General features: G+C 68.9%; 13 protein-coding genes and 1 rRNA gene. 6 read left to right on the forward strand and 8 right to left on the reverse strand.

Annotated features, from left to right (window positions below):
- Positions 1-20: 20 nt before the first annotated feature.
- From BOX17_RS06380 to BOX17_RS06400, 5 genes are all read right to left on the reverse strand, one after another.
- Positions 21-1558: ribosomal RNA gene (locus BOX17_RS06380) — 16S ribosomal RNA — on the reverse strand.
- Between the two features lie 539 nt (positions 1559-2097).
- Positions 2098-4941, reverse strand: a complete 2844-nt coding sequence (locus tag BOX17_RS06385; protein ID WP_071942820.1) for an FAD-binding and (Fe-S)-binding domain-containing protein — start codon at positions 4939-4941, stop codon at positions 2098-2100.
- A 2-nt stretch (positions 4942-4943) separates the two neighbouring features.
- Entirely contained in the window at positions 4944-5609 is a 666-nt protein-coding gene (locus BOX17_RS06390; protein ID WP_071942822.1) for a LutC/YkgG family protein, read from the reverse strand.
- Positions 5606-7099: a LutB/LldF family L-lactate oxidation iron-sulfur protein gene (locus tag BOX17_RS06395; protein ID WP_071942824.1), complete on the reverse strand. Its 1494-nt coding sequence runs from the start codon at positions 7097-7099 to the stop codon at positions 5606-5608. Before BOX17_RS06395 ends, BOX17_RS06390 begins: the two co-directional genes overlap by 4 nt.
- Positions 7096-7851 carry a (Fe-S)-binding protein gene (locus tag BOX17_RS06400; protein ID WP_071942826.1) on the reverse strand — a complete coding sequence of 252 codons (756 nt, stop codon included), beginning with the start codon at positions 7849-7851 and terminating at the stop codon, positions 7096-7098. The genes BOX17_RS06395 and BOX17_RS06400 overlap by 4 nt, the downstream gene beginning before the upstream one ends.
- A gap of 337 nt (positions 7852-8188) precedes the next feature.
- Here BOX17_RS06400 and BOX17_RS06405 point away from each other — a divergent pair, with 337 nt between their 5' ends.
- From BOX17_RS06405 to BOX17_RS06415, 3 genes are read left to right on the forward strand one after another with little or no spacing between them, the layout of a single operon-like run.
- Positions 8189-8962: a GntR family transcriptional regulator gene (locus BOX17_RS06405; protein ID WP_071942828.1), complete on the forward strand. Its 774-nt coding sequence runs from the start codon at positions 8189-8191 to the stop codon at positions 8960-8962.
- Positions 8963-8972: 10 nt separating this feature from the next.
- Entirely contained in the window at positions 8973-10886 is a 1914-nt protein-coding gene (locus tag BOX17_RS06410; RefSeq protein ID WP_071942830.1) for a sensor histidine kinase, read from the forward strand.
- Positions 10879-12261 (forward strand): sigma-54-dependent transcriptional regulator, encoded by a 1383-nt coding sequence (locus tag BOX17_RS06415; RefSeq protein ID WP_071942832.1) that lies wholly within the window; start codon positions 10879-10881, stop codon positions 12259-12261. The genes BOX17_RS06410 and BOX17_RS06415 overlap by 8 nt, the downstream gene beginning before the upstream one ends.
- Here the strand turns inward: BOX17_RS06415 and BOX17_RS06420 are convergent.
- The 3 genes from BOX17_RS06420 to BOX17_RS06430 all read right to left on the reverse strand — a co-directional run bounded on the left by BOX17_RS06420 (position 12237) and on the right by BOX17_RS06430 (position 14908).
- On the reverse strand, positions 12237-12908 hold the full coding sequence (locus BOX17_RS06420) for a metal-dependent hydrolase (protein WP_071942834.1): 672 nt from the start codon (positions 12906-12908) through the stop codon (positions 12237-12239). The two genes, BOX17_RS06415 and BOX17_RS06420, sit on opposite strands and share 25 nt — an antisense overlap.
- An 80-nt stretch (positions 12909-12988) precedes the next feature.
- Positions 12989-13537 (reverse strand): gamma carbonic anhydrase family protein, encoded by a 549-nt coding sequence (locus BOX17_RS06425; protein WP_071942837.1) that lies wholly within the window; start codon positions 13535-13537, stop codon positions 12989-12991.
- A 30-nt stretch (positions 13538-13567) separates the two neighbouring features.
- A complete protein-coding gene (locus BOX17_RS06430; protein ID WP_071942838.1) occupies positions 13568-14908 on the reverse strand; it encodes a sodium-dependent transporter in 1341 nt (446 codons plus the stop codon).
- A gap of 105 nt (positions 14909-15013) precedes the next feature.
- Here BOX17_RS06430 and prlC point away from each other — a divergent pair, with 105 nt between their 5' ends.
- The 3 genes from prlC (at position 15014) to BOX17_RS06445 (ending at position 19196) form a co-directional block, all read left to right on the forward strand.
- Positions 15014-17062 carry an oligopeptidase A gene (gene prlC / locus BOX17_RS06435; RefSeq protein WP_071942840.1) on the forward strand — a complete coding sequence of 683 codons (2049 nt, stop codon included), beginning with the start codon at positions 15014-15016 and terminating at the stop codon, positions 17060-17062.
- A 162-nt stretch (positions 17063-17224) separates the two neighbouring features.
- Positions 17225-17470: a YheV family putative zinc ribbon protein gene (locus BOX17_RS06440; protein WP_071942842.1), complete on the forward strand. Its 246-nt coding sequence runs from the start codon at positions 17225-17227 to the stop codon at positions 17468-17470.
- 7 nt (positions 17471-17477) lie between these two features.
- Positions 17478-19196 (forward strand): Na/Pi cotransporter family protein, encoded by a 1719-nt coding sequence (locus BOX17_RS06445; protein ID WP_071942844.1) that lies wholly within the window; start codon positions 17478-17480, stop codon positions 19194-19196.
- Positions 19197-19314 lie beyond the last annotated feature (118 nt).

Below are 19314 nucleotides of genomic sequence, written 5' to 3' on the forward strand. Positions count from 1 at the left end.
AGTGTCGATGATTCGTCGTTTAAGGAGGTGATCCAGCCGCAGGTTCCCCTACGGCTACCTTGTTACGACTTCACCCCAGTCATGAACCACACCGTGGTGATCGCCCTCCGAAGTTAGGCTAACCACTTCTGGTGCAGTCCACTCCCATGGTGTGACGGGCGGTGTGTACAAGGCCCGGGAACGTATTCACCGTGACATTCTGATTCACGATTACTAGCGATTCCGACTTCACGGAGTCGAGTTGCAGACTCCGATCCGGACTGAGACCGGCTTTGTGGGATTAGCTCCACCTCGCGGCTTTGCAACCCATTGTACCGGCCATTGTAGCACGTGTGTAGCCCTACCCGTAAGGGCCATGATGACTTGACGTCGTCCCCACCTTCCTCCGGTTTGTCACCGGCAGTCTCCCTAGAGTTCCCGACCGAATCGCTGGCAAATAGGGACAAGGGTTGCGCTCGTTACGGGACTTAACCCAACATTTCACAACACGAGCTGACGACAGCCATGCAGCACCTGTCTGTGCGCTCCCGAAGGCACCAATCCATCTCTGGAAAGTTCGCACGATGTCAAGGGTAGGTAAGGTTCTTCGCGTTGCATCGAATTAAACCACATGCTCCACCGCTTGTGCGGGCCCCCGTCAATTCATTTGAGTTTTAACCTTGCGGCCGTACTCCCCAGGCGGTCGACTTATCGCGTTAACTGCGCCACAAAGGTCTCTAGGACCCCAACGGCTAGTCGACATCGTTTACGGCGTGGACTACCAGGGTATCTAATCCTGTTTGCTACCCACGCTTTCGCACCTCAGCGTCAGTGTCAGTCCAGAAGGCCGCCTTCGCCACTGGTATTCCTCCCGATCTCTACGCATTTCACCGCTACACCGGGAATTCTACCTTCCTCTCCTGCACTCTAGCCTGACAGTTCCGGATGCCGTTCCCAGGTTGAGCCCGGGGCTTTCACAACCGGCTTATCAAGCCGCCTACGCGCGCTTTACGCCCAGTAATTCCGATTAACGCTCGCACCCTCCGTATTACCGCGGCTGCTGGCACGGAGTTAGCCGGTGCTTCTTCTGTGAGTGATGTCGTCCCTTGGGGGTATTAGCCCCAAGGCTTTCTTCCTCACTGAAAGTGCTTTACAACCCGAAAGCCTTCTTCACACACGCGGCATGGCTGGATCAGGCTTTCGCCCATTGTCCAATATTCCCCACTGCTGCCTCCCGTAGGAGTTCGGGCCGTGTCTCAGTCCCGATGTGGCTGATCATCCTCTCAGACCAGCTACGGATCGTCGCCTTGGTGAGCCATTACCTCACCAACAAGCTAATCCGACATAGGCTCATCCGATAGCGCAAGGTCCGAAGATCCCCTGCTTTCTCCCGTAGGACGTATGCGGTATTAGCCTGAGTTTCCCCAGGTTATCCCCCACTATCGGGCAGATTCCTATGCATTACTCACCCGTCCGCCGCTCGACGCCTCCTAGCAAGCTAGGATCGTTTCCGCTCGACTTGCATGTGTTAGGCCTGCCGCCAGCGTTCAATCTGAGCCATGATCAAACTCTTCAGTTTAAAGTCTGATAGTTCCTAAGGTGGAACCAAACCTGGCTCAAGGTTCAAACGTCTCATTTGACGAGTCGCTTGCCTTGAATGTTTCAGTGACTGGTCACCGACATCCCGACAAGCGCCCACATGAATTACCTGATCGATTGTTAAAGAGCTCTCGCTGTTGCCGTCGTGCCCGGCTCACTTCCGTGAAGTGGCGGTCTCGCCGGCGCCCTGCGAGGAAGGCGTATTCTACGTGATCGGCGTGTCGTGTCAACCCTGCGATGCGTTCCGAAGGAAGCGATCCGGGTGGCCGAACCCTCGATTCGCTCAAGCGATTCGAGTGCCGATGGAGCCCTCAGCGGGTCTCCGTAAAGCGTGGTGCGCATTCTACCGAATGCGGCCTGTTCGTCAAGCGGGAATTTCCAAAAACGCTTCGAAAAACCCAAGTGGAAACAAGCACTTCACCCACTTACCACCGCCTGCAACGTGTGCCCGTCGCCGGCAGCGGATGCGTACTTTACGGATTTCCCCGGAACGGTGCAAGGCCTCGCGGGAGAAAAATCTCACGACGCCCGACTGGCCCGATCGAGCAGCGAGAGGATCGACCGGTAGGGGATCCCGCCGTGCTCCGTCAGGCCGATCTCGCAGGTACGCGAGTTCGAGTAGCCGGCGCTGCAATCGGCCACCTGTTCGGCCAGTCCCGCCAGGGCGGAGGCGTTGAGCTCCGGCGTATTGAAGCCCTTGTCCCCGGCGAAGCCGCAGCAGGTGATCTCTGCCGGCACCACCACGTCCCGGGCACAGGCCCTGGCCAGGCCCACGAACTTGTCGGCGAGCCCCATGCGGGTGCTCGAGCACGTCACGTGCACGGCGACCCGCTCCTCCAGCGGGGTGACCGACAGGCGCGGGAGCAGATGATCGTGGGCGAAGCTGACCGGCTCCAGCATCTCGAGCCGCTCGTCCAGGTACTCCTGCATCTGTAGGGTGCAGGGACTGGTGTCGCAGAGTATCGGGTAACGGCCGTTCTGGCTGGCCACCAGCAGCTCGCGGTTGAGCTCGCGCCCCTTGTGGGACGCCTCCTCGAACTGTCCCTTGGAGCGAAAGGCCATGCCGCAGCAGAGGTGGCCGATCATCTCCGGCAGGATCACCTCGAAGCCGGCCTTGTCGAGCAGCGCCAGGGTGATCTCCATCACCGAGCGCGTCTCGTCGTCCTGATGGTCGGCCCCGAAGATGCGGGTCGCGCAGGAGGGCAGGTAGACCACCTTCTCGCGGTGCGCATCGCCGGAGGGCGACTGCGCGAGGACCCGGATCGGGGCGGACCGGGGCAGGGCCGGGCTCCACTGGGGCAGCCGATCGCCGCTCAGGCGGCGCGCCCCGGTACTGGCCTTGGACATCAGGTCGGTGCCGAGCAGGCTCCTCGCCACTCCGGCCGCGTTGAGCCCGCCCCGTGCCAGGCGGGTCGCGCCCGAGAAGTGGCGGCCGATGCGCCGCGCGATCCCGGCCATGCCAGCGGCCCGCTCGTGTCGCATCTCGCGCACCAGGTCCCCGGTATTGATGCCCACCGGACACTGGGTGGAGCAGAGGCCGTCGGCGGCACAGGTCTCGTCGCCCGCATAGCGGTAGTCCTCGCGCAGGGCGCCCAGGCGCGTCGTGTCCTCCGCGGTGCGCGCCTCGCCCAGGGCCTCGAGCCTCGCCATCTCCCGAGCGATGACGATGCGCTGTCGCGGGGTGAGCGTCAGGTCCCGCGAGGGGCAGACCGCCTCGCAGAAGCCGCACTCGATGCACTTGTCGACGAGGGGATCCGCCTCCGGCAGGGGCTTGAGGTTCTCCAGGTGCAGGGTGGGGTTGCGACTGAGGATGACCTCGGGATTGAGCAGGTTGTCCGGATCGAAGAGGGCCTTGATCTCCCACATCAGTTCATAGGCCTCGGGTCCCCACTCGAGCTCCACATAGGGCGCCATGTTGCGACCGGTGCCGTGTTCGGCCTTCAGCGAGCCGCCGTACTCGACTCCCACCAGCTGCGCCACCTCGTCCATCAGCGCCTGGTAGCGCTCGACCTCGCCGGGCTTCTCGAAGCCCTGGGGGAAGACGAAGTGCAGGTTACCCTCCAGGGCATGGCCGAAGAGGATGGCGTCCCGATAGCCGTGGCGGTGGAAGGTCTCGGTCAGCGCCAGCACGCCCTCGTCGAGGCGCTCCACGGGAAAGGCCACGTCCTCGATGATCACCGTGGTGCCGGTCTCGCGAACGGCCCCCACCGCCGGGAAGAGCCCCTTGCGGATCTTCCAGTAGAGGGCATAGGTGGCGGGGTCGCGGGTGAAGGTGACCACCTCGAGGGTCTGGATGCCCTCGAGGACCCGCTGCACCGCCTGCATGCGCGCCTCGAGCTCGGCGGCGTCGTTGCCGCGCACGTCGATCAGCAGCGCCGCCGCCCCCTCGGGCAGTCGCCCGAGGGCGTCGGGCATGCCCGGCTGGTCCTGCACCGAGCGCAGCGCGGCGCGGTCCATCAGCTCGACGGCCGAGACCGGTGCCTGCTTCAGGGCGATGGTGGCGCGACAGGTGGCACCCATGTCCGGGAAGAAGGCCAGCGCCGCGGCCTTCTCCGGCTCATCGACCACGGTGTCGTAGGTGATGGTGCTGATGAAGCCGAGGGTGCCCTCGGAGCCGATCATCAGGTGCTTGAGGATCTCGATGCCGTCCGCGAAGTCCACCAGGCTGTTGAGCGCATAGCCGGTGGTGTTCTTGAGCCGGTACTTGTGGCGGATCTTCTCGGCCAGCGCCGGGTTGCCTTGCGCCTGTTCCGCGAGGCGCTCGAGGCCGGCCAGCAGCTCGCCATGGGAGGCCCGGAAGGCGCTGACGCTGTCGGGGTCGGCGGTGTCGAGCAGGCTGCCGTCGGCCAGGATCACCCGCAGGTCGCGCACCGTGCGATAGCTGTTCTGGGCGGTGCCGCAGCACATCCCCGAGGCGTTGTTGGCGGCGATGCCCCCGATCATGCAGCTGGCGATGGAGGCCGGGTCGGGGCCGATCTTGCGCCCGAAGGGCGCCAGCAGCTGGTTGGCGCGGGCCCCGATGACCCCGGGCTGCAGGCGGATGGCCTGCCCGTCGTCGAGGATCGCGTGGTCGCGCCAGCCGCGGCCGAGCTGGATCAGCACCGAGTCGGTCAGCGCCTGGCCGGAGAGCGAGGTGCCGGCGGCGCGGAAGGTCACCGGCAGCCGGCGGGCCCGGCACTCGGACAGGACCCGCTGCAGCTCCGCCTCGCTCTCGGGACGCACCACCAGCCGGGGCACCAGACGGTAGAAGCTGGCATCGGTGCCGTAGGCGAGCGTGCGCAGCGGATCGTCGATCAGGCGCTCGTCGGGGATGACCTCCGCCAGCGCCCCCTTCAGTTCCTGCCAGGCAGTCTCGCTCGTCATGCTCAGGCTCCCTTCGGGTGGCGCACCAGTACCACCAGCTCCCGGGGGCCGTGGACGCCGTAGGCCAGGGTCTGCTCGATGTCGGCCGTCTTGCTGGGCCCGGAGATCAGCAGGGCGTTGGTGGGCATGCCGCCGGCCCAGTCGTGGGCCTCGACGACATCGAAGAAGGTGTCCTCGATGGTGTCGGCATCCAGCACGGCGACATGCAGGGGCGGCACCAGGCTGAGCCGGCGCGGCTCGTCCGGCGTCGGCCAGAGCCACAGGCTGCCGGTCTCTGCGATGGCCCCGCGCACCGAGGTCAGTCCGGCATCGACCCGGTCGAACTGCTCGCGCTGCCAGGACTCGATGGCGCGATCGACGTCCACCAGTTCGACCTCGGCGTCCGCCAGGGCCGCCCGGGCCTCGGCGGCCACCGGGTGCTCGCGCCCCAGCGCCAGGCGGTTCACGCCCTTGTCGGACAGCAGCTGGGCCAGGGCCTGGGTCCAGTCGTCCCGGGTGACGTGCAGCACCTCGCCATGCACCGAGGTGATGAGACGCTCGAAGCGCTCGAGGCGCTCCTCGGCGCTCCAGCCGCGGTGGGTCACGACGGCGAAGTCGCTCTCGGGGGCGCTCAGCGGGCCGTCGGTGCGCTCGCGCAGACGCCGCAGGATGGTATCGCGGGCACTCATGAGTCGTGCTCTCCCCTGTTGCCGCCCGTGGTATTGCCGGTGTCCTTCCCTGCGCGGTGCCGCTTCACCAGGGCATGCAGCGAGGTACCGGCCGGCTTGGGCGCGGAGCGATAGTCGGTCCAGGGCCCCAGACGCGCCGGCGCCAGCGCCCGGAGCTTGCCGGCCACCGCCGTGCCGCCCCGCCAGGCGCTCGGGTGGGTGGCCAGCCACTGGAAGCCCTTCCAGGCCGCGGCCTCCGTGCGGGTGCGCTTCACGCCGGCACCGGGCACGTTGCCACGCCCCTCCCCCACCGACTCCCGGCGCAGGCGCACCAGCAGGTCAGGAATCGGGATCTTGACCGGGCAGACCTCGCCGCAGGCGCCGCACAGGCTGGAGGCCGTGGGCAGGTCCTTGGTCTCCTCCAGCCCCATCAGGTGGGGCATGAGGATGCTGCCGATGGGGCCCGGGTAGGTGGTGCCGTAGGTGTGGCCGCCGACCCGGGTATAGACCGGGCAGTGGTTCATGCAGGCGCCGCAGCGAATGCAGCGCAGGGTGTCGAGCAGCTCGTCGTCCTGGTAGATGTTCGACCGGCCGTTGTCGACCAGCACCAGGTGCACCTCCTCGGGACCGTCGTGCTCGCCGGCCTTGCGCGGCGAGTTGATCATGTTGAAGTAGGTGGTGACGTGCTGGCCGGTGGCCGAGCGGGTCAGCAGGGCGTAGAGCGGAGGCACGTCGCGCAGCTGCTCCACCACCTTCTCGATGCCGGTCACCGCGATATGCACCGGGGGCACCGTGGTGGTCATCCGGCCGTTGCCCTCGTTCTCCACCAGGCAGAGGGTGCCGGTCTCGGCCACCGCGAAGTTCACGCCCGAGATGCCGACGTCCGCCGCCATGAAGCGCTCGCGCAGCTGGTGGCGGGCCGCCGCGGTCATGACATCGACGTCCCGGGTCCGCTCGAGGCCGGTCTTGTCGTGCATGATGCCGGAGATCTCGTCGGTGTTGAGGTGGATCGCCGGCATGATGATGTGCGAGGGCGTCTGCTCGTTGAGCTGCACCAGGTACTCGCCGAGGTCGGACTCCAGCGCCTCGATGCCCGCCGCCTCCAGGTGGGCATTGAGGTGCATCTCCTCGGTGACCATCGACTTGCCCTTGATCACCGCCTTGGCATCGCGCGCCTCGCAGAGCTCGCGGATGATCCGGCAGGCCTGCTCGCCGTCCTCGGCCCAGTGCACCCTGATGCCGTTGGCCTCGCAGTTGGCCTCCAGCTGCTCGAGCAGATCGGGCAGCTTGGCCAGCGCGCGCAGCCGGATGTTGGCGCCCAGCTCGCGCAGGGTCTCCAGGTCCCAGTCGCCGAAGACGTCGCGGCGCTTGTCCATCAGCCCATCCATGGCCTTGCGGAAGTTGGCCCGGATCTGGGGATTGCCCAGGGCATCATGGGCCTGGCGATGGAACTCGCGGGGCGTATAGGTCTGCACCGTCGGGGTCTGTACGGTGGGGGTCGCGTCCATCATGAGGTCCTCCGCCACAGGTAGCTGGCGATGTGCTCGCCCTTCACGGCCTTCTTCTGGTGCTCGAAGCGCCCGCCGATGTTCATCAGGCAGCCGCAGTCGGAGGTGACGAAACGCTCGGCACCCGCCGCCTCGATGGCCTGGGTCTTGTCCTCGACCATGGCCGCGGACACCTCGGGATGGCGGACGGCGAAGGTGCCGCCGAAGCCGCAGCACTCTGCGGGGCGTGCCTGCTCCACCAGCTCGACCCCGCCCAGCTGGGCGAGCAGGGCCGGGCCGGTCTCGGCCACGCCCATCTCACGGCGTGCGCTGCAGGAGGTGTGCATGGCCACCTTCTCCGGCTGCCCACGATCCGAGAGCTTCAGGTGGCAGACATGCACCAGGAACTCGGTCAGCTCGAAGACGCGGCCGGCGACCTCGGAGGCCTGTGCCTCCTGCCCGGTGCCGGCGAACAGCTGGGGGTAGTGGGTCCGCATCATGCCGCCGCAGGACCCCGAGGGCACCACGATCGGCCAGGGCTCGGGGAAGAGGTCGAGCTGGGCCGCGGCCACGGCGCGGGCCTCGTCGTGGTAGCCTGAGGTATAGGCCGGCTGACCGCAGCAGGTCTGGTCCTCGGGGAAGAGCACCTCGATGCCCTCGCGTTCGAGCAGGCGGATGCCGTCGAGGCCGGCCTCCGGATAGAAGAGGTCGATCAGGCAGGTGCCGAAGAAGTAGACCTTCTCGGGCTTCGGCGGGTAGAGCTTGACTGGTGTCATGGGCAAGGTCCTGGGTGGCGCAGCGCCATGCTGGGGTCGTCGATCCAGACCGTGTCAATCCGGCGGGCGGTAAATTGGTAAGACCAATTGACACGAGAGCGTTGCCGAACAGTATGGGGCAGTGCCTGCAGTGTCAAACCCATGGCCATTGCTTCACAGTCCCAGCCCCCTATACTTTGGTCTAGTCCTTTCAACGCTTGCCACAACCTCCTGATGCGGCAATGGAAATTCTCCACCCTGGGCGCCCCGAGCGTCACGCGTTGACAGTGCCGTTTGGTAATACCAATTCGGTCCCTTTACCATGCCGACTCTCGCCACGCGTTCCGGAGCTCCCGCCATGGCCTATCAACCCGTTCAGCAGCCGCGCCTCGCCGACGTCATCACCGAGCGTCTCGAGGCCCTGATCCTGGAGGGCAGCCTGCGGCCCGGCCAGCGCCTGCCCCCGGAACGGGAACTGGCCGAGCGCTTCGGCGTCTCGCGGCCCTCCCTGCGCGAAGCCATCCAGAAGCTCTCGGCCCGCGGCCTGCTGACCAGTCGCCAGGGCGGCGGCACCTTCATCAGCGAGGAGCTCAACGGTGGCTACAGCGACCCGCTGCTGGAGATGCTCTCCCGGCACGGGGAGTTCCACCTCGACCTGCTCGAGTTCCGCGATGCCATGGAGGGCATCTCCGCCTACTACGCCGCCCTGCGCTCCACGCCCACCGACAAGGCCCTGCTGATCTCGCGCTTCGAGGAACTCGAGGCGTGCTTCAAGGGGCGCGACCCGGTGCTGGAGGCCCGCGCCGACGCGGCCTTCCACATGGCCATTGCCGAGTCGGCCCACAATGTCCTGCTGCTGCACACCATCCGCGGGATCTTCCACCTGCTGGAGAAGAGCATCGTCGACAACCTGGCCCACCTGTTCGAGAAGGCCGACTCGCGCCCGCGGCTGATGGAGCAGCACCGCGCCCTGCTCGACGCCATCCTCGAGGGACGCGCCGAGGACGCCCGGGCCCGGGCCCATGAACACCTGGTCTTCGTCGAGGAGGGACTGCTCGAGGTCGAGCGTGCCGAGACCCGGGCCCAGCGCGCCCTGCGCCGGTCCCAGGTCATGCCTCCGGACGCCCGTTGAGGCGCCGGCCATGGCGACATCGACCCGAGGCCGCCGCGTTCGTCGACTGCTCTGGGTACTGGCGACCCTGGGCCTCGCGCTCGCCATGTGGCAGGCCGCCCAGCTGGCCCGTGACCAGGCCCTGCAGGGGCTGCGCCAGGACGCCGAGAACGAGCTGAGGCTCTCCGCCGAGAGCCTGTTCGGCCACCTCTCCCGCCACGACTACCTGCCCGAACTGCTCGCCTCGCGGGAGATGGTCAAGCGCTTCCTGGCCGCGCCCGACGCCCAGGATGCCATGCCGCTCAACCGCCTGCTGGACCACTTCCGGGCCACGGCCGGCGTTTCCGACATCTACCTGATCGACCGCGACGGCGACACCCTGGCGGCGAGCAACTGGCATCGCCCCAACACCTTCATCGGCCAGAACTATGCCTTCCGCCGCTACTTCCAGGAGGCGATCGCCGGTCGTCCGGGCCGTTTCTTCGGGCTCGGCGTGCAGTCGCACGAGCGCGGCTACTACTTCTCGGCCCCGGTGTGGCTGGATGCCACCGACCCCGACGCCCGTGCCGATGGCGTCATGGTGGTGAAGGTGCTGCTCGACCCCGTGGAGGCGGGCTGGGCCGAGCAGGACGCCGAGCTGCTGGTCATCGACGGGGACGACATCATCTTCATGGCCAGCCGCCCGGAGCTACGCATGAAGGCCCTGCGACCGATCTCCGACGCGGCACGGGAGCAACTGCTTCAGACCCGCCGCTACGCCGACGAGTCCCTCGACGAATCCGGCATCGCCTTCCTGGGCGACCTCGAGAATTACGGCCAGCGGGTCGGGTTCCGCCGGGGACCGCTGGCCGACACCGACTACCTGGGGCTCTCGCGCCCCATGCCCACCTTCGGCTGGGAGATGCAGATCCTCAAGTCGCTGGCCCCGGTGACCCAGGCCCAGTGGCTCGCCGCCCTGCTGGCCGGCGGCCTCTACGGGGTGGTGGTCCTGGCCGGCGGCATCGGCTGGCAGCGCCTGCGGCTGCGCCGCGAGCGCGAGCAGTTCGCCGAGCGCGAGCGCCGCACCCTGGCCCGGGCGCGCGACGAGCTGGAGCGCAACGTGCAGCGCCGCACCCGCGACCTGGTCGAGACCAACCGCCGCCTCTCCGGGGAGATCGACGAGCGTCGCCTGGCCGAGGAGCGGCTGCGCCAGACCCGCGACGAGCTCATCCAGGCCGCCAAGCTGGCCGTGCTCGGCCAGCTCGCCGCCGGCATCAACCACGAGCTCAACCAGCCGCTGGCCGCGATCCGCGCCTATGCCGAGAACGCCGCCACCTTCCTGGAGCGCGGCCGCACCGAGGCGACCCGCGGCAACCTGGCGCAGATCATCGAGCTCACCGACCGCATGGCGGAGATCAGCGCCCAGCTGCGACAGTTCTCGCGCAAGAGCGGCGACCGGCCCACCAGCGTGTCGGTGCCGGCCTGCTTCGACTACGCCCTGCGCCTCTTCCAGTCACGGCTGCGCGACGCCGGGGTCAGGATCGAGCGCGACTGGCCCGACGACGAGGTCTGGGTGCGCGCCGACCTGGTGCGCCTGGAACAGGTGCTGGTCAACCTCATCGGCAACGCCCTGCAGGCCATGAACCAGACGCCGGACCCGCTGCTGCGCCTGGGCATCGAGCCGGCCGGCGAGACGGTGAGGATCCGGGTCACCGACAACGGCCCGGGCATCGCCGAGCAGCACCTCGGACGGATCTTCGAGCCCTTCTTCACCACCAAGTCGCCGGGCAGCGGCCTGGGCCTCGGCCTCTCGATCTCGGCGCGCATCATCGACGACCTCGGCGGCCAGCTGGCGGCGGACCACGGGCCTGGCGGTGGCGCCCGCTTCACCATTACCCTGCCCCTCTCCCCCGGTCCCGATGCGTCCGGCGAGCCGCGGACCAAGGAGCACGACACCCATGCATGACCCGGCGACCCTCCCGGTGATGATCATCGACGACGAGGCGCACCTGCGCATCTCCGCCGGCCAGACCCTGGAGCTCGCGGGGTACGCCCCCTGCGCCCATGCGTCGGCCGAGGAGGCCCTGGCAGCCCTGACCCCGGACTTCCCCGGGGTGGTGGTCAGCGACATCCGCATGCCCGGCATGGACGGCATGGCCCTGCTGCGCGAGGTGCGCAGCCGCGACCCCGACCTGCCGGTGATCCTGATCACCGGCCACGGCGACATCTCCACGGCCGTGGAGGCGATGCGCGAGGGCGCCTGGGATTTCCTGGAGAAGCCCTTCCCGGGGGAGCGCCTGGTGGAGATGGTCCGCCGCGGCATCGACAAGCGCCGCCTGAGCCTGGAGAACCGCGCGCTCAAGGCCGAGCTGGAGGCCCAGCAGTCGGCGCCGGGGCCCCGCCTGGTGGGCCGCACCCCGGCCATCCAGCGCCTCGCCTCCATGGTCCAGCGCATCAGCCAGGTCGAGACCGACGTGCTGCTGTTCGGCGAGACCGGGGCCGGCAAGGACCTGGTGGCCCGCGCCATCCACGAGCGCAGCCGGCGCAGTGGACGCCCCTTCGTGGCCATCAACTGCGGCGCCGTCCCCGAGAGCATCATCGAGTCGGAGCTCTTCGGCCACGAGAAGGGCGCCTTCACCGGCGCCGTGGAGCGGCGCATCGGCAAGTTCGAGCACGCCGAGGGTGGCACGGTGTTCCTCGACGAGATCGAGTCGATGCCGCTGGCCCTGCAGGTCAAGCTGCTGCGGGTGCTGCAGGAGCGCTCCGTGGAGCGCCTCGGGGCCAACGTGCCGGTGCCCCTGGACCTGCGCGTGATCGCCGCCACCAAGGTCGACCTCAAGGCCGCGGCCGAGGCGGGCCGCTTCCGCGAGGACCTCTACTACCGGCTCGAGGTGGTCACCCTGCCGATCCCCCCGCTGCGCGACCGCCGCGAGGACATCCCGCTGCTGTTCCAGCATTTCGCCGTGGTGGCTGCCAACCGTAGCGGGCTGGAGGCCCCACCCCTGGATGCCGGCGGCGTCTCGGCGCTGCTCGCCCACGACTGGCCGGGCAACGTGCGCGAGCTGCGCAACCTGGCCGAGCGCTACGTGCTGCTCGGCGCCACCTGCGACTATCGCCTCGACGCCCTGCTGCGGGGCGTGGGCAGCGATACCGGCGACCTGGCGCTGCCCCAGCAGGTGGAGCTGTTCGAGAAGAGCCTGATCGACCAGGCCCTGGCCCATCATCGCGGCCGGGTCAGTGAGGCCTGCGAGCAGCTCGGCCTGCCGCGCAAGACCCTCTACGACAAGCTCCGCAAGTACGACCTCAAGGCCGAGGACTACCGCCAGAGCGACGTTCCTTGAAGGAGCAGGTCGCGCAGCGGGCCCCAGGGCGGCAGCCAAGGCACGAGGCTGGCCGCCGCCAGCAGCATCACCAGGGAGTTGCCCGGCTCGCGCCAGTCGAAGGGCTTGAAGGCCGTGCCGAAGGAGCGCTTGAGGCGCGCCCCGGTGAGGTCGACGCTGTAGAGCTCGTCGAGCAGCAGGTGGATGACGAAGCCCAGCGTCAGGGCGGTGCCCTGGGCCCAGGCCAGGTGGTCGGGCTGGCCGAACAGGCGGTGGCTCAGCGCCGTGGCCACCAGGCCGCAGAGCCCGCCCGCCAGCAGCGAGTGCCACAGCCCCCGGTGGACGGTGAAGCGGGCGAACAGCGCCCCCGCCAGGTAGCGCACGGCGAGGTAGATCGCGCCGCAGGCCATCAGCAGGCTGCCGGTGGGCAGCCGTGCCTGGAGCACCAGGGCGCCGGCCACCACGGCGGGCACGGCCAGCAGGTTGAAGATCAGGCGGATCGCCCGGGAGCGGTCGGCATCGATGTCGGGCAGGATGCCGCCGAAGGTCACCAGCGCCAGCAGGGGCAGGCTCTCCATGGCGCCCCAGAGGCCCGCCTGCCAGCCGCCATGGGCCAGCACGGCGCCGCCGGCGGCGGCCACGCCGAGGTGGGTGCGAAAGTTGGCCATGCCGGGGCGCGCCCCTCGATTACTGGATAAATGACCAGATTATCGCGCGCCACGACAATGGAAAACAATGGGTTAGGGCATCATTCCCCGGCGGACAGGTACTCGTCCTTCAACTTTACATAGTTTCCGGCGGTATAGGGGAAGAAGGCCCGCTCCGACGCCTTGATCGGGCGCAGCGCCCGGGCGGGATTGCCGGCATAGACGTGGCCGCCCTCCAGGCGCTTGCCGGGCGTCACCACGGCACCGGCGGCGATGATCACCTCGTCCTCGACCACGGCGCCGTCCATGACGATGGCCCCCATGCCGACCAGGATGCGGTTGCCCAGGGTGGCCCCGTGGAGGATCGCCCGGTGGCCGATGGTCACGTCGTCCCCGATGGTCAGCGGGAAGCCGTCGGGGTTGAAGTCGCTGGCGTGGGTGATGTGCAGCACGCTGCCGTCCTGGACGCTCGTGCGCGCGCCGATCCGGATGCGGTGCATGTCGCCGCGGATCACCGCCATGGGCCACACCGAGCAGTCGTCGCCCAGCACCACGTCGCCCAGCACCATGCAGGCCGGGTCGATGTAGACCCGCTCGCCCAGCTGCGGCTCATGCCCCTTCCAGGGCCGCAGGCACCTTGTCTCGCTCATCGCTCACCTCTTCTCGTCGGGTCAGGCGTCTCAGATCAGTCCGGCTGCCAATACTACCAGCGTCAGCGGGATCGACACCCAGCGCACCAGGTTGCGCCAGAGCCGGAAGCCGCCCGGGCCGGCATCCAGCGCCCGCAGGCTGGCCTGCTCGGGCATCACCCAGGCGGCGAAGATCGCGATCAGCAGCCCGCCCAGCGGCAGGAAGATCTCCGGCGGGATGGTGCTGACCAGCTCGAAGGGGTTCATGCCGAACAGCACCCGGGTCTCGGCCAGGCTCGAGAAGGAGAGCACCGAGAGCATCCCCAGCCCCCACACGGCCAGGCCCACCACGGCGGAGGCCTGGCCGCGGCCCAGGCCCCAGCCCTGCAGGGTGGCGACCATGGGCTCGGCGAGGTTGATCGAGGAGGTCCAGGTGGCCAGCAGCAGCAGCAGGAAGAACAGCGAGAGCCACAGCGGGCCCCCGGGCAGCTCGGCGAAGGCCACCGGCAGCGTCACGAACATCAGCCCCGGCCCCTCGCCGGGGTCCATCCCCTGGGCGAACACCACCGAGAAGATGGCGATGCCGGCCAGCAGCGCCACCGCCACGTCGAGCATCGCCACCGCGGCGGCGGCCCGAGGCAGGCTCTGGTGGTCCGGCATGTAGGCCCCGTAGGCCATCAGCGCGCAGGCCCCTACCGCCAGGGTGAAGAAGGCGTGGCCCATGGCCTGCAGCATCACCACGGGCGTCACCGCCGAGACGTCCGGCAGGAACAGCCAGGAGAGCGCCGGACCGAAGCCCTCGGTGGTCGCCGCATAGCCCGCCAGCACCAGCAGCAGCCCGTAGAGCATCGGCATCAGCAGGTTGTTGAGCTTCTCGAGCCCCTTGGCCACGCCGGCAGCGACCACCAGCATGGTCATCGCCAGGAAGAGGGTGTGGTTGAGGGTCAGCCGCCCGGGGTCGGCGAGGAAGGCATCGAAGCCGGCCCCGATCTCGGCCGCGCTGCGCCCCACGAAGTCGCCATTGACCGAGGCCACCAGGAATTCGATGGACCAGCCCGAGACGACCGAGTAGAAGGAGAGTATGCAGAAGACGGTGAGCGCGCCGAACAGCCCGAGCCAGCGCCAGTGACGTGACGCTCCCGCCTGATGGGCCAGGTGGCCGAGCGACTGCATGGGACTGCGCCGCCCGGCACGGCCGACCAGGATCTCGGCCATCATCATCGGCAGGCCCAGAAGCAGCACGAAGGCCACGTACAGCAGCAGGAAGACGGCACCGCCGTTCTCCCCGGTGATGTAGGGAAAGCGCCAGATGTTGCCCAGCCCGACCGCCGCCCCGGTCACCGCCAGGATGAAGGCACGTCTCGTGCTCCAGCGTTCCAGCGTCTCGTTCATCGGTCCACCCCCCTGCCTGAAAAGGGGCGCAAGCCTAGCATATTGAAACGCGGCGCGACCGCCCGCATCTTAGAGACACTTCACCATCCCCGACCCGAGGTGTGCATGTCCCGCAACCCACTGCTCGATCCCCACGACCTGCCCCCCTTCGATGCGATCCGGCCCGAGCACGTGGTGCCGGCCGTGGAGGAACTGCTGGCGGAGAACCGTGCCGCCATCGAGGCGCTCGTGGCCCGCGCCGAGCAGGCGCCCCCGAGCTGGGAGAGCCTGGCCGCGCCGCTGGAGGCCCTGAACGACCGGCTGGCACGGGCCTGGTCGCCGGTCTCGCATCTCAACGGCACCATGAACAATCCCGAGCTGCGCGAGGCCTACCAGGCCTGCCTGGGCAAGCTCTCCGACTACAGCACCTGGGTCGGCCAGCACGAGGGACTCTTCCGCGCCTGGCAGGCCCTGCGTGATGGCCCCGCCTGGGAGACCCTCGACGAGGGCCAGCGCCGCACCGTGGAGAATGCCCTGCGGGACTTCCGCCTGGCAGGCGTCGACCTGCCCGCCGAGCAGAAGCAGCGCTACGGCGAGATCAAGTCGCGCCTCTCCGAGCTCTCCAACACCTTCTCCAACCAGCTGCTGGACGCCACCCAGGCCTGGCACCTGGACCTCGAGGACGACGGCCGGCTGGCCGGGCTGCCCGAGAGCGCCCTGGCGACGCTCAAGGCCAACGCCGAGGCCAAGGGCCTGTCGGGCTACCGCATCACCCTGGACTTCCCCAGCTTCTTCCCGGTGATGACCTATGCCGAGGACCGCGAGCTGCGCCGCGAGGTCTATACCGCCTTCGTGACCCGCGCCTCGGACCAGGGCCCCCATGCCGGCGAGTACGACAATGCCCCGGTGATGGAGGAGATCCTCGCCCTGCGTCACGAGCTCGCCGAACTGCTGGGCTTCACCGACTACGCCGACTACTCGCTGTCCACCAAGATGGCCGAGTCGCCGGAGCAGGTGATCACCTTCCTCGAGGACCTGGCCGCGCGCGCCGTGCCCCAGGCCCGCGAGGAGTACGCGGAGCTGGCCGCCTATGCCCGCGACGAGCTGGGCATGGCGACGCTCGACCCCTGGGACGTGGGCTTCGCCAGCGAGAAGCTCCGCGAGGCGCGCTACGCCATCTCCGACGAGCAGCTGCGCCCCTACTTTCCTGCCCCGCAGGTGGTGGACGGGCTGTTCCGGGTGGTCGAGCGCCTCTACGAGGTCACCTTCGTGGAGGACGAGGAGGCACCGCGCTACCACCCCGACGTGCGCTACTTCCAGATCCTCGAGCAGGGCGCGCCCATCGCCGGCTTCTACCTCGACCTCTATGCCCGCGAGGGCAAGCGCGGCGGCGCCTGGATGGACGAGTGCCGGGTGCGCCGCCTGGAGGAGGGCGAGGTCCAGCTGCCCGTGGCCTACCTGACCTGCAACTTCACGCGCCCGGTCGGCGACGCCCCGGCCCTGCTGACCCACGACGAGGTCACCACCCTCTTCCACGAGTTCGGCCACGGCCTGCACCACATGCTGACCCGCCAGACCGTTGCCGACATCTCCGGCATCAATGGCGTGGCCTGGGACGCCGTGGAGCTGCCCAGCCAGTTCATGGAGAACTTCTGCTGGGAGCGCGAGGGCCTGGACCTGATCGCCGCCCATGTGGATACCGGCGAGCCGCTCCCCGAGGACCTGTTCGAGAAGCTGCTGGCGGCCAAGAACTTCCAGTCCGCCATGGGCATGGTGCGCCAGCTGGAATTCTCGCTGTTCGACTTCCGCCTGCACCGGGAGCGGGCCGCCCCCTCGGCCGCCGAGGTCCAGGCGCTGCTCGACGAGGTGCGCGATGCGGTCTCGGTGGTGCCGCGAGCCGCCTTCAATCGCTTCCAGAACGGCTTCGGGCACATCTTCGCCGGCGGCTATGCGGCAGGCTACTACAGCTACAAGTGGGCCGAGGTGCTCTCGGCGGATGCCTGGAGCGCCTTCGAGGAGGCCGGCATCTTCGACCCCGAGACCGGTCGGCGCTTCCGCACCGAGATCCTCGAGCGCGGCGGCTCGCGGGATGCCGCCGAGCTGTTCCGCGCCTTCCGCGGCCGCGAGCCCAGCGTCGAGCCGCTGCTGCGCCACTGCGGCATCCGGGCTGCCTGAGCGACCTTGACCGCCGGCCCCGTCCGGCGGTCACCCGGGGAGACGACATGACCGTCCTCCCCCGCTTTTCTTCCGGCGCAGCCTTCCCACGCTGCGCCGAGGTAGAATGGCACCGCATCCGCGCAGCCTGAACGCGCCACTCCCCACCGACCAGGAGGCCTCATGACCGTCCAGAAACGCTTCATCGCCGGCGCCATCTGCCCGCGCTGTGCCGAGATGGACCGCATCCGCGCCTGGGAACAGAACGGCGTCCGCTACCGCGACTGCGTCAGCTGCGACTTCTTCGAGCAGCTGCCCATCGAGGACGAGGCACTCCCCGAGCTCGAGACCCGGGTCAACCGCGAGCGCGAGGAGCAGAAGGCCTCCGACCTGCAGACCGTGAAGATCCTCGACCCCAGGGGGCAGTGAGGCGCGCATGGTCCAGGCAGCCACCGCCGCCCTGTTGCCGAAGCGGCGCGTGCTCGAGCTGCTGGGGCTCGCCGCGGCGACGGCCCTGCTGGTCGCCCGACTGGACCTCGCCACCCTCGCCGCCGGACTCGGCTTCTTCCTGTGGGGGATGACCCACCTGGAGGAGGCCATCAAGCGCCTCTCCGGCGGCACTCTGGACCGCTGGTTGCACACCGCCACCCGGCGCACCTCCCGGGCCATCGGCGTCGGCGCCCTGGCCACCGCCCTGGTGCAGTCCAGCTCCCTGGTCACGCTGCTGGCGATGTCCTTCGTCGGCGCCGGCCTGGTGGCACTGCCTGCCGGCATCGCCCTGCTCTTCGGCGCCAACCTCGGCACCACCACCGGCGCCTGGCTGATCGCCGGCCTCGGCCTGAAGGTCGACCTCGCCCACTACGCCATGCCGCTGCTGGCCCTGGGCCTGCTGGGCTCCCGGCTCCTGCAGGACAACCGTGCCGGGCTCGCCGGCCTGCTGCTCGGGGTGGGGCTGCTGCTGCTGGGCATCGACTTCATGAAGCTCGGCTTCGAGACCTGGCAGAATGGCCTGTCGCTGGACGGCCTGGCCGGCGAGCACCTCTGGCACTGGCCGCTGCTGGTGCTCTTCGGCGTCGCGGCCACCGTGGTCATGCAGTCCAGCCACGCCACCCTGCTGATCACCCTGACGGCACTGGCCTCCGGCCAGCTGCCCTACCTGCCGGCCCTGGCCATCGCCATCGGCGCCAACATCGGCACCACCGTGACCGCGGTGATCGGCGCCTTCGGCGCCAGCACGGCCGGTCGTCGCCTGGCCGGGGCCCATGTGATCTTCAACCTGGTCACGGCGGCCGTGGCCCTGGCGCTGCTGCTGCCGATGGCCGGCCTGGTGGACCGGATCGCCCTGCTGATCGGCCTGTCGGCCACCGACTGGCCGCTCAAGCTGGCGCTCTTCCACACCCTCTTCAACGGCCTGGGCATCATGCTGATGCTGCCCTGGATCCCGAGGCTCGCGGCGCGCCTGGAGCGCCTCTTCCCCGAGCCGGGGCGGCTCCCGCCGTCCGAGGCGCGCTACCTGGACGCCACGGCGCTGCAGCACGCCGACACGGCCGTCTCGGCCATCGAGCAGGAGTGCAACCGCCTGGCGCGGCGCACCTACCACCTGCTCGGCTCGGCCATCCTGGTGCCCAGCGGCGAGGTGATCGGTCACCCGCCCAGCCGGGCCGTGATCGAGGCCCCCATCGATCCCGAGGCCTGGCCGCCGGTGAACACGCGCTACCACGAGCGGATCAAGCCGCTGATGGCGGAGATCCTCGACTTCTACTCGCGCATCGACACGCCCCTCACCGACGCCCAGGAGGCCCATCTCGAGGCCCTCTATGCCCGCTCGCTGCGGCTGGTCGAGGCGGTGCGCTTCGGCGAGGTGCTGCAGCGCAGCCTGCTGCGCCACGCGTCACCATCGAGCCCCCTGCGCGAGGCCCACGACGACCTGCGCATGGCCGTCGCCGAGGGCCTCACCCGCCTGGCCAACGACCCGACCGCCACCGACATCGGCGCCCCCCTCGAGGAGGTCCGCCGACACTGGCAGCATGAGCTGGCCGAGCGGCTGCGCCACCAGCGACTGGACCCCTGGCTCGCCTCCTCGCTGATGAACGACCTCCACCAGGCCAGCCGCCTGACCGCCGCCCTGACCTCGCCCCCCGACGCCCAGCCCTGACCCCGGGGCCTGGCCCTCGCCCTGTGCGGAAATCCGCACGCCCTCCCATCCGCCCCGTGCGGAATCCCGGCCCCTGGCCACCACCGACTCTTCGACCAAGGTCGAACGATATGGCGGC

The organism is Halomonas aestuarii, from assembly GCF_001886615.1.
Taxonomy (GTDB): Bacteria; Pseudomonadota; Gammaproteobacteria; order Pseudomonadales; family Halomonadaceae; genus Halomonas; species Halomonas aestuarii.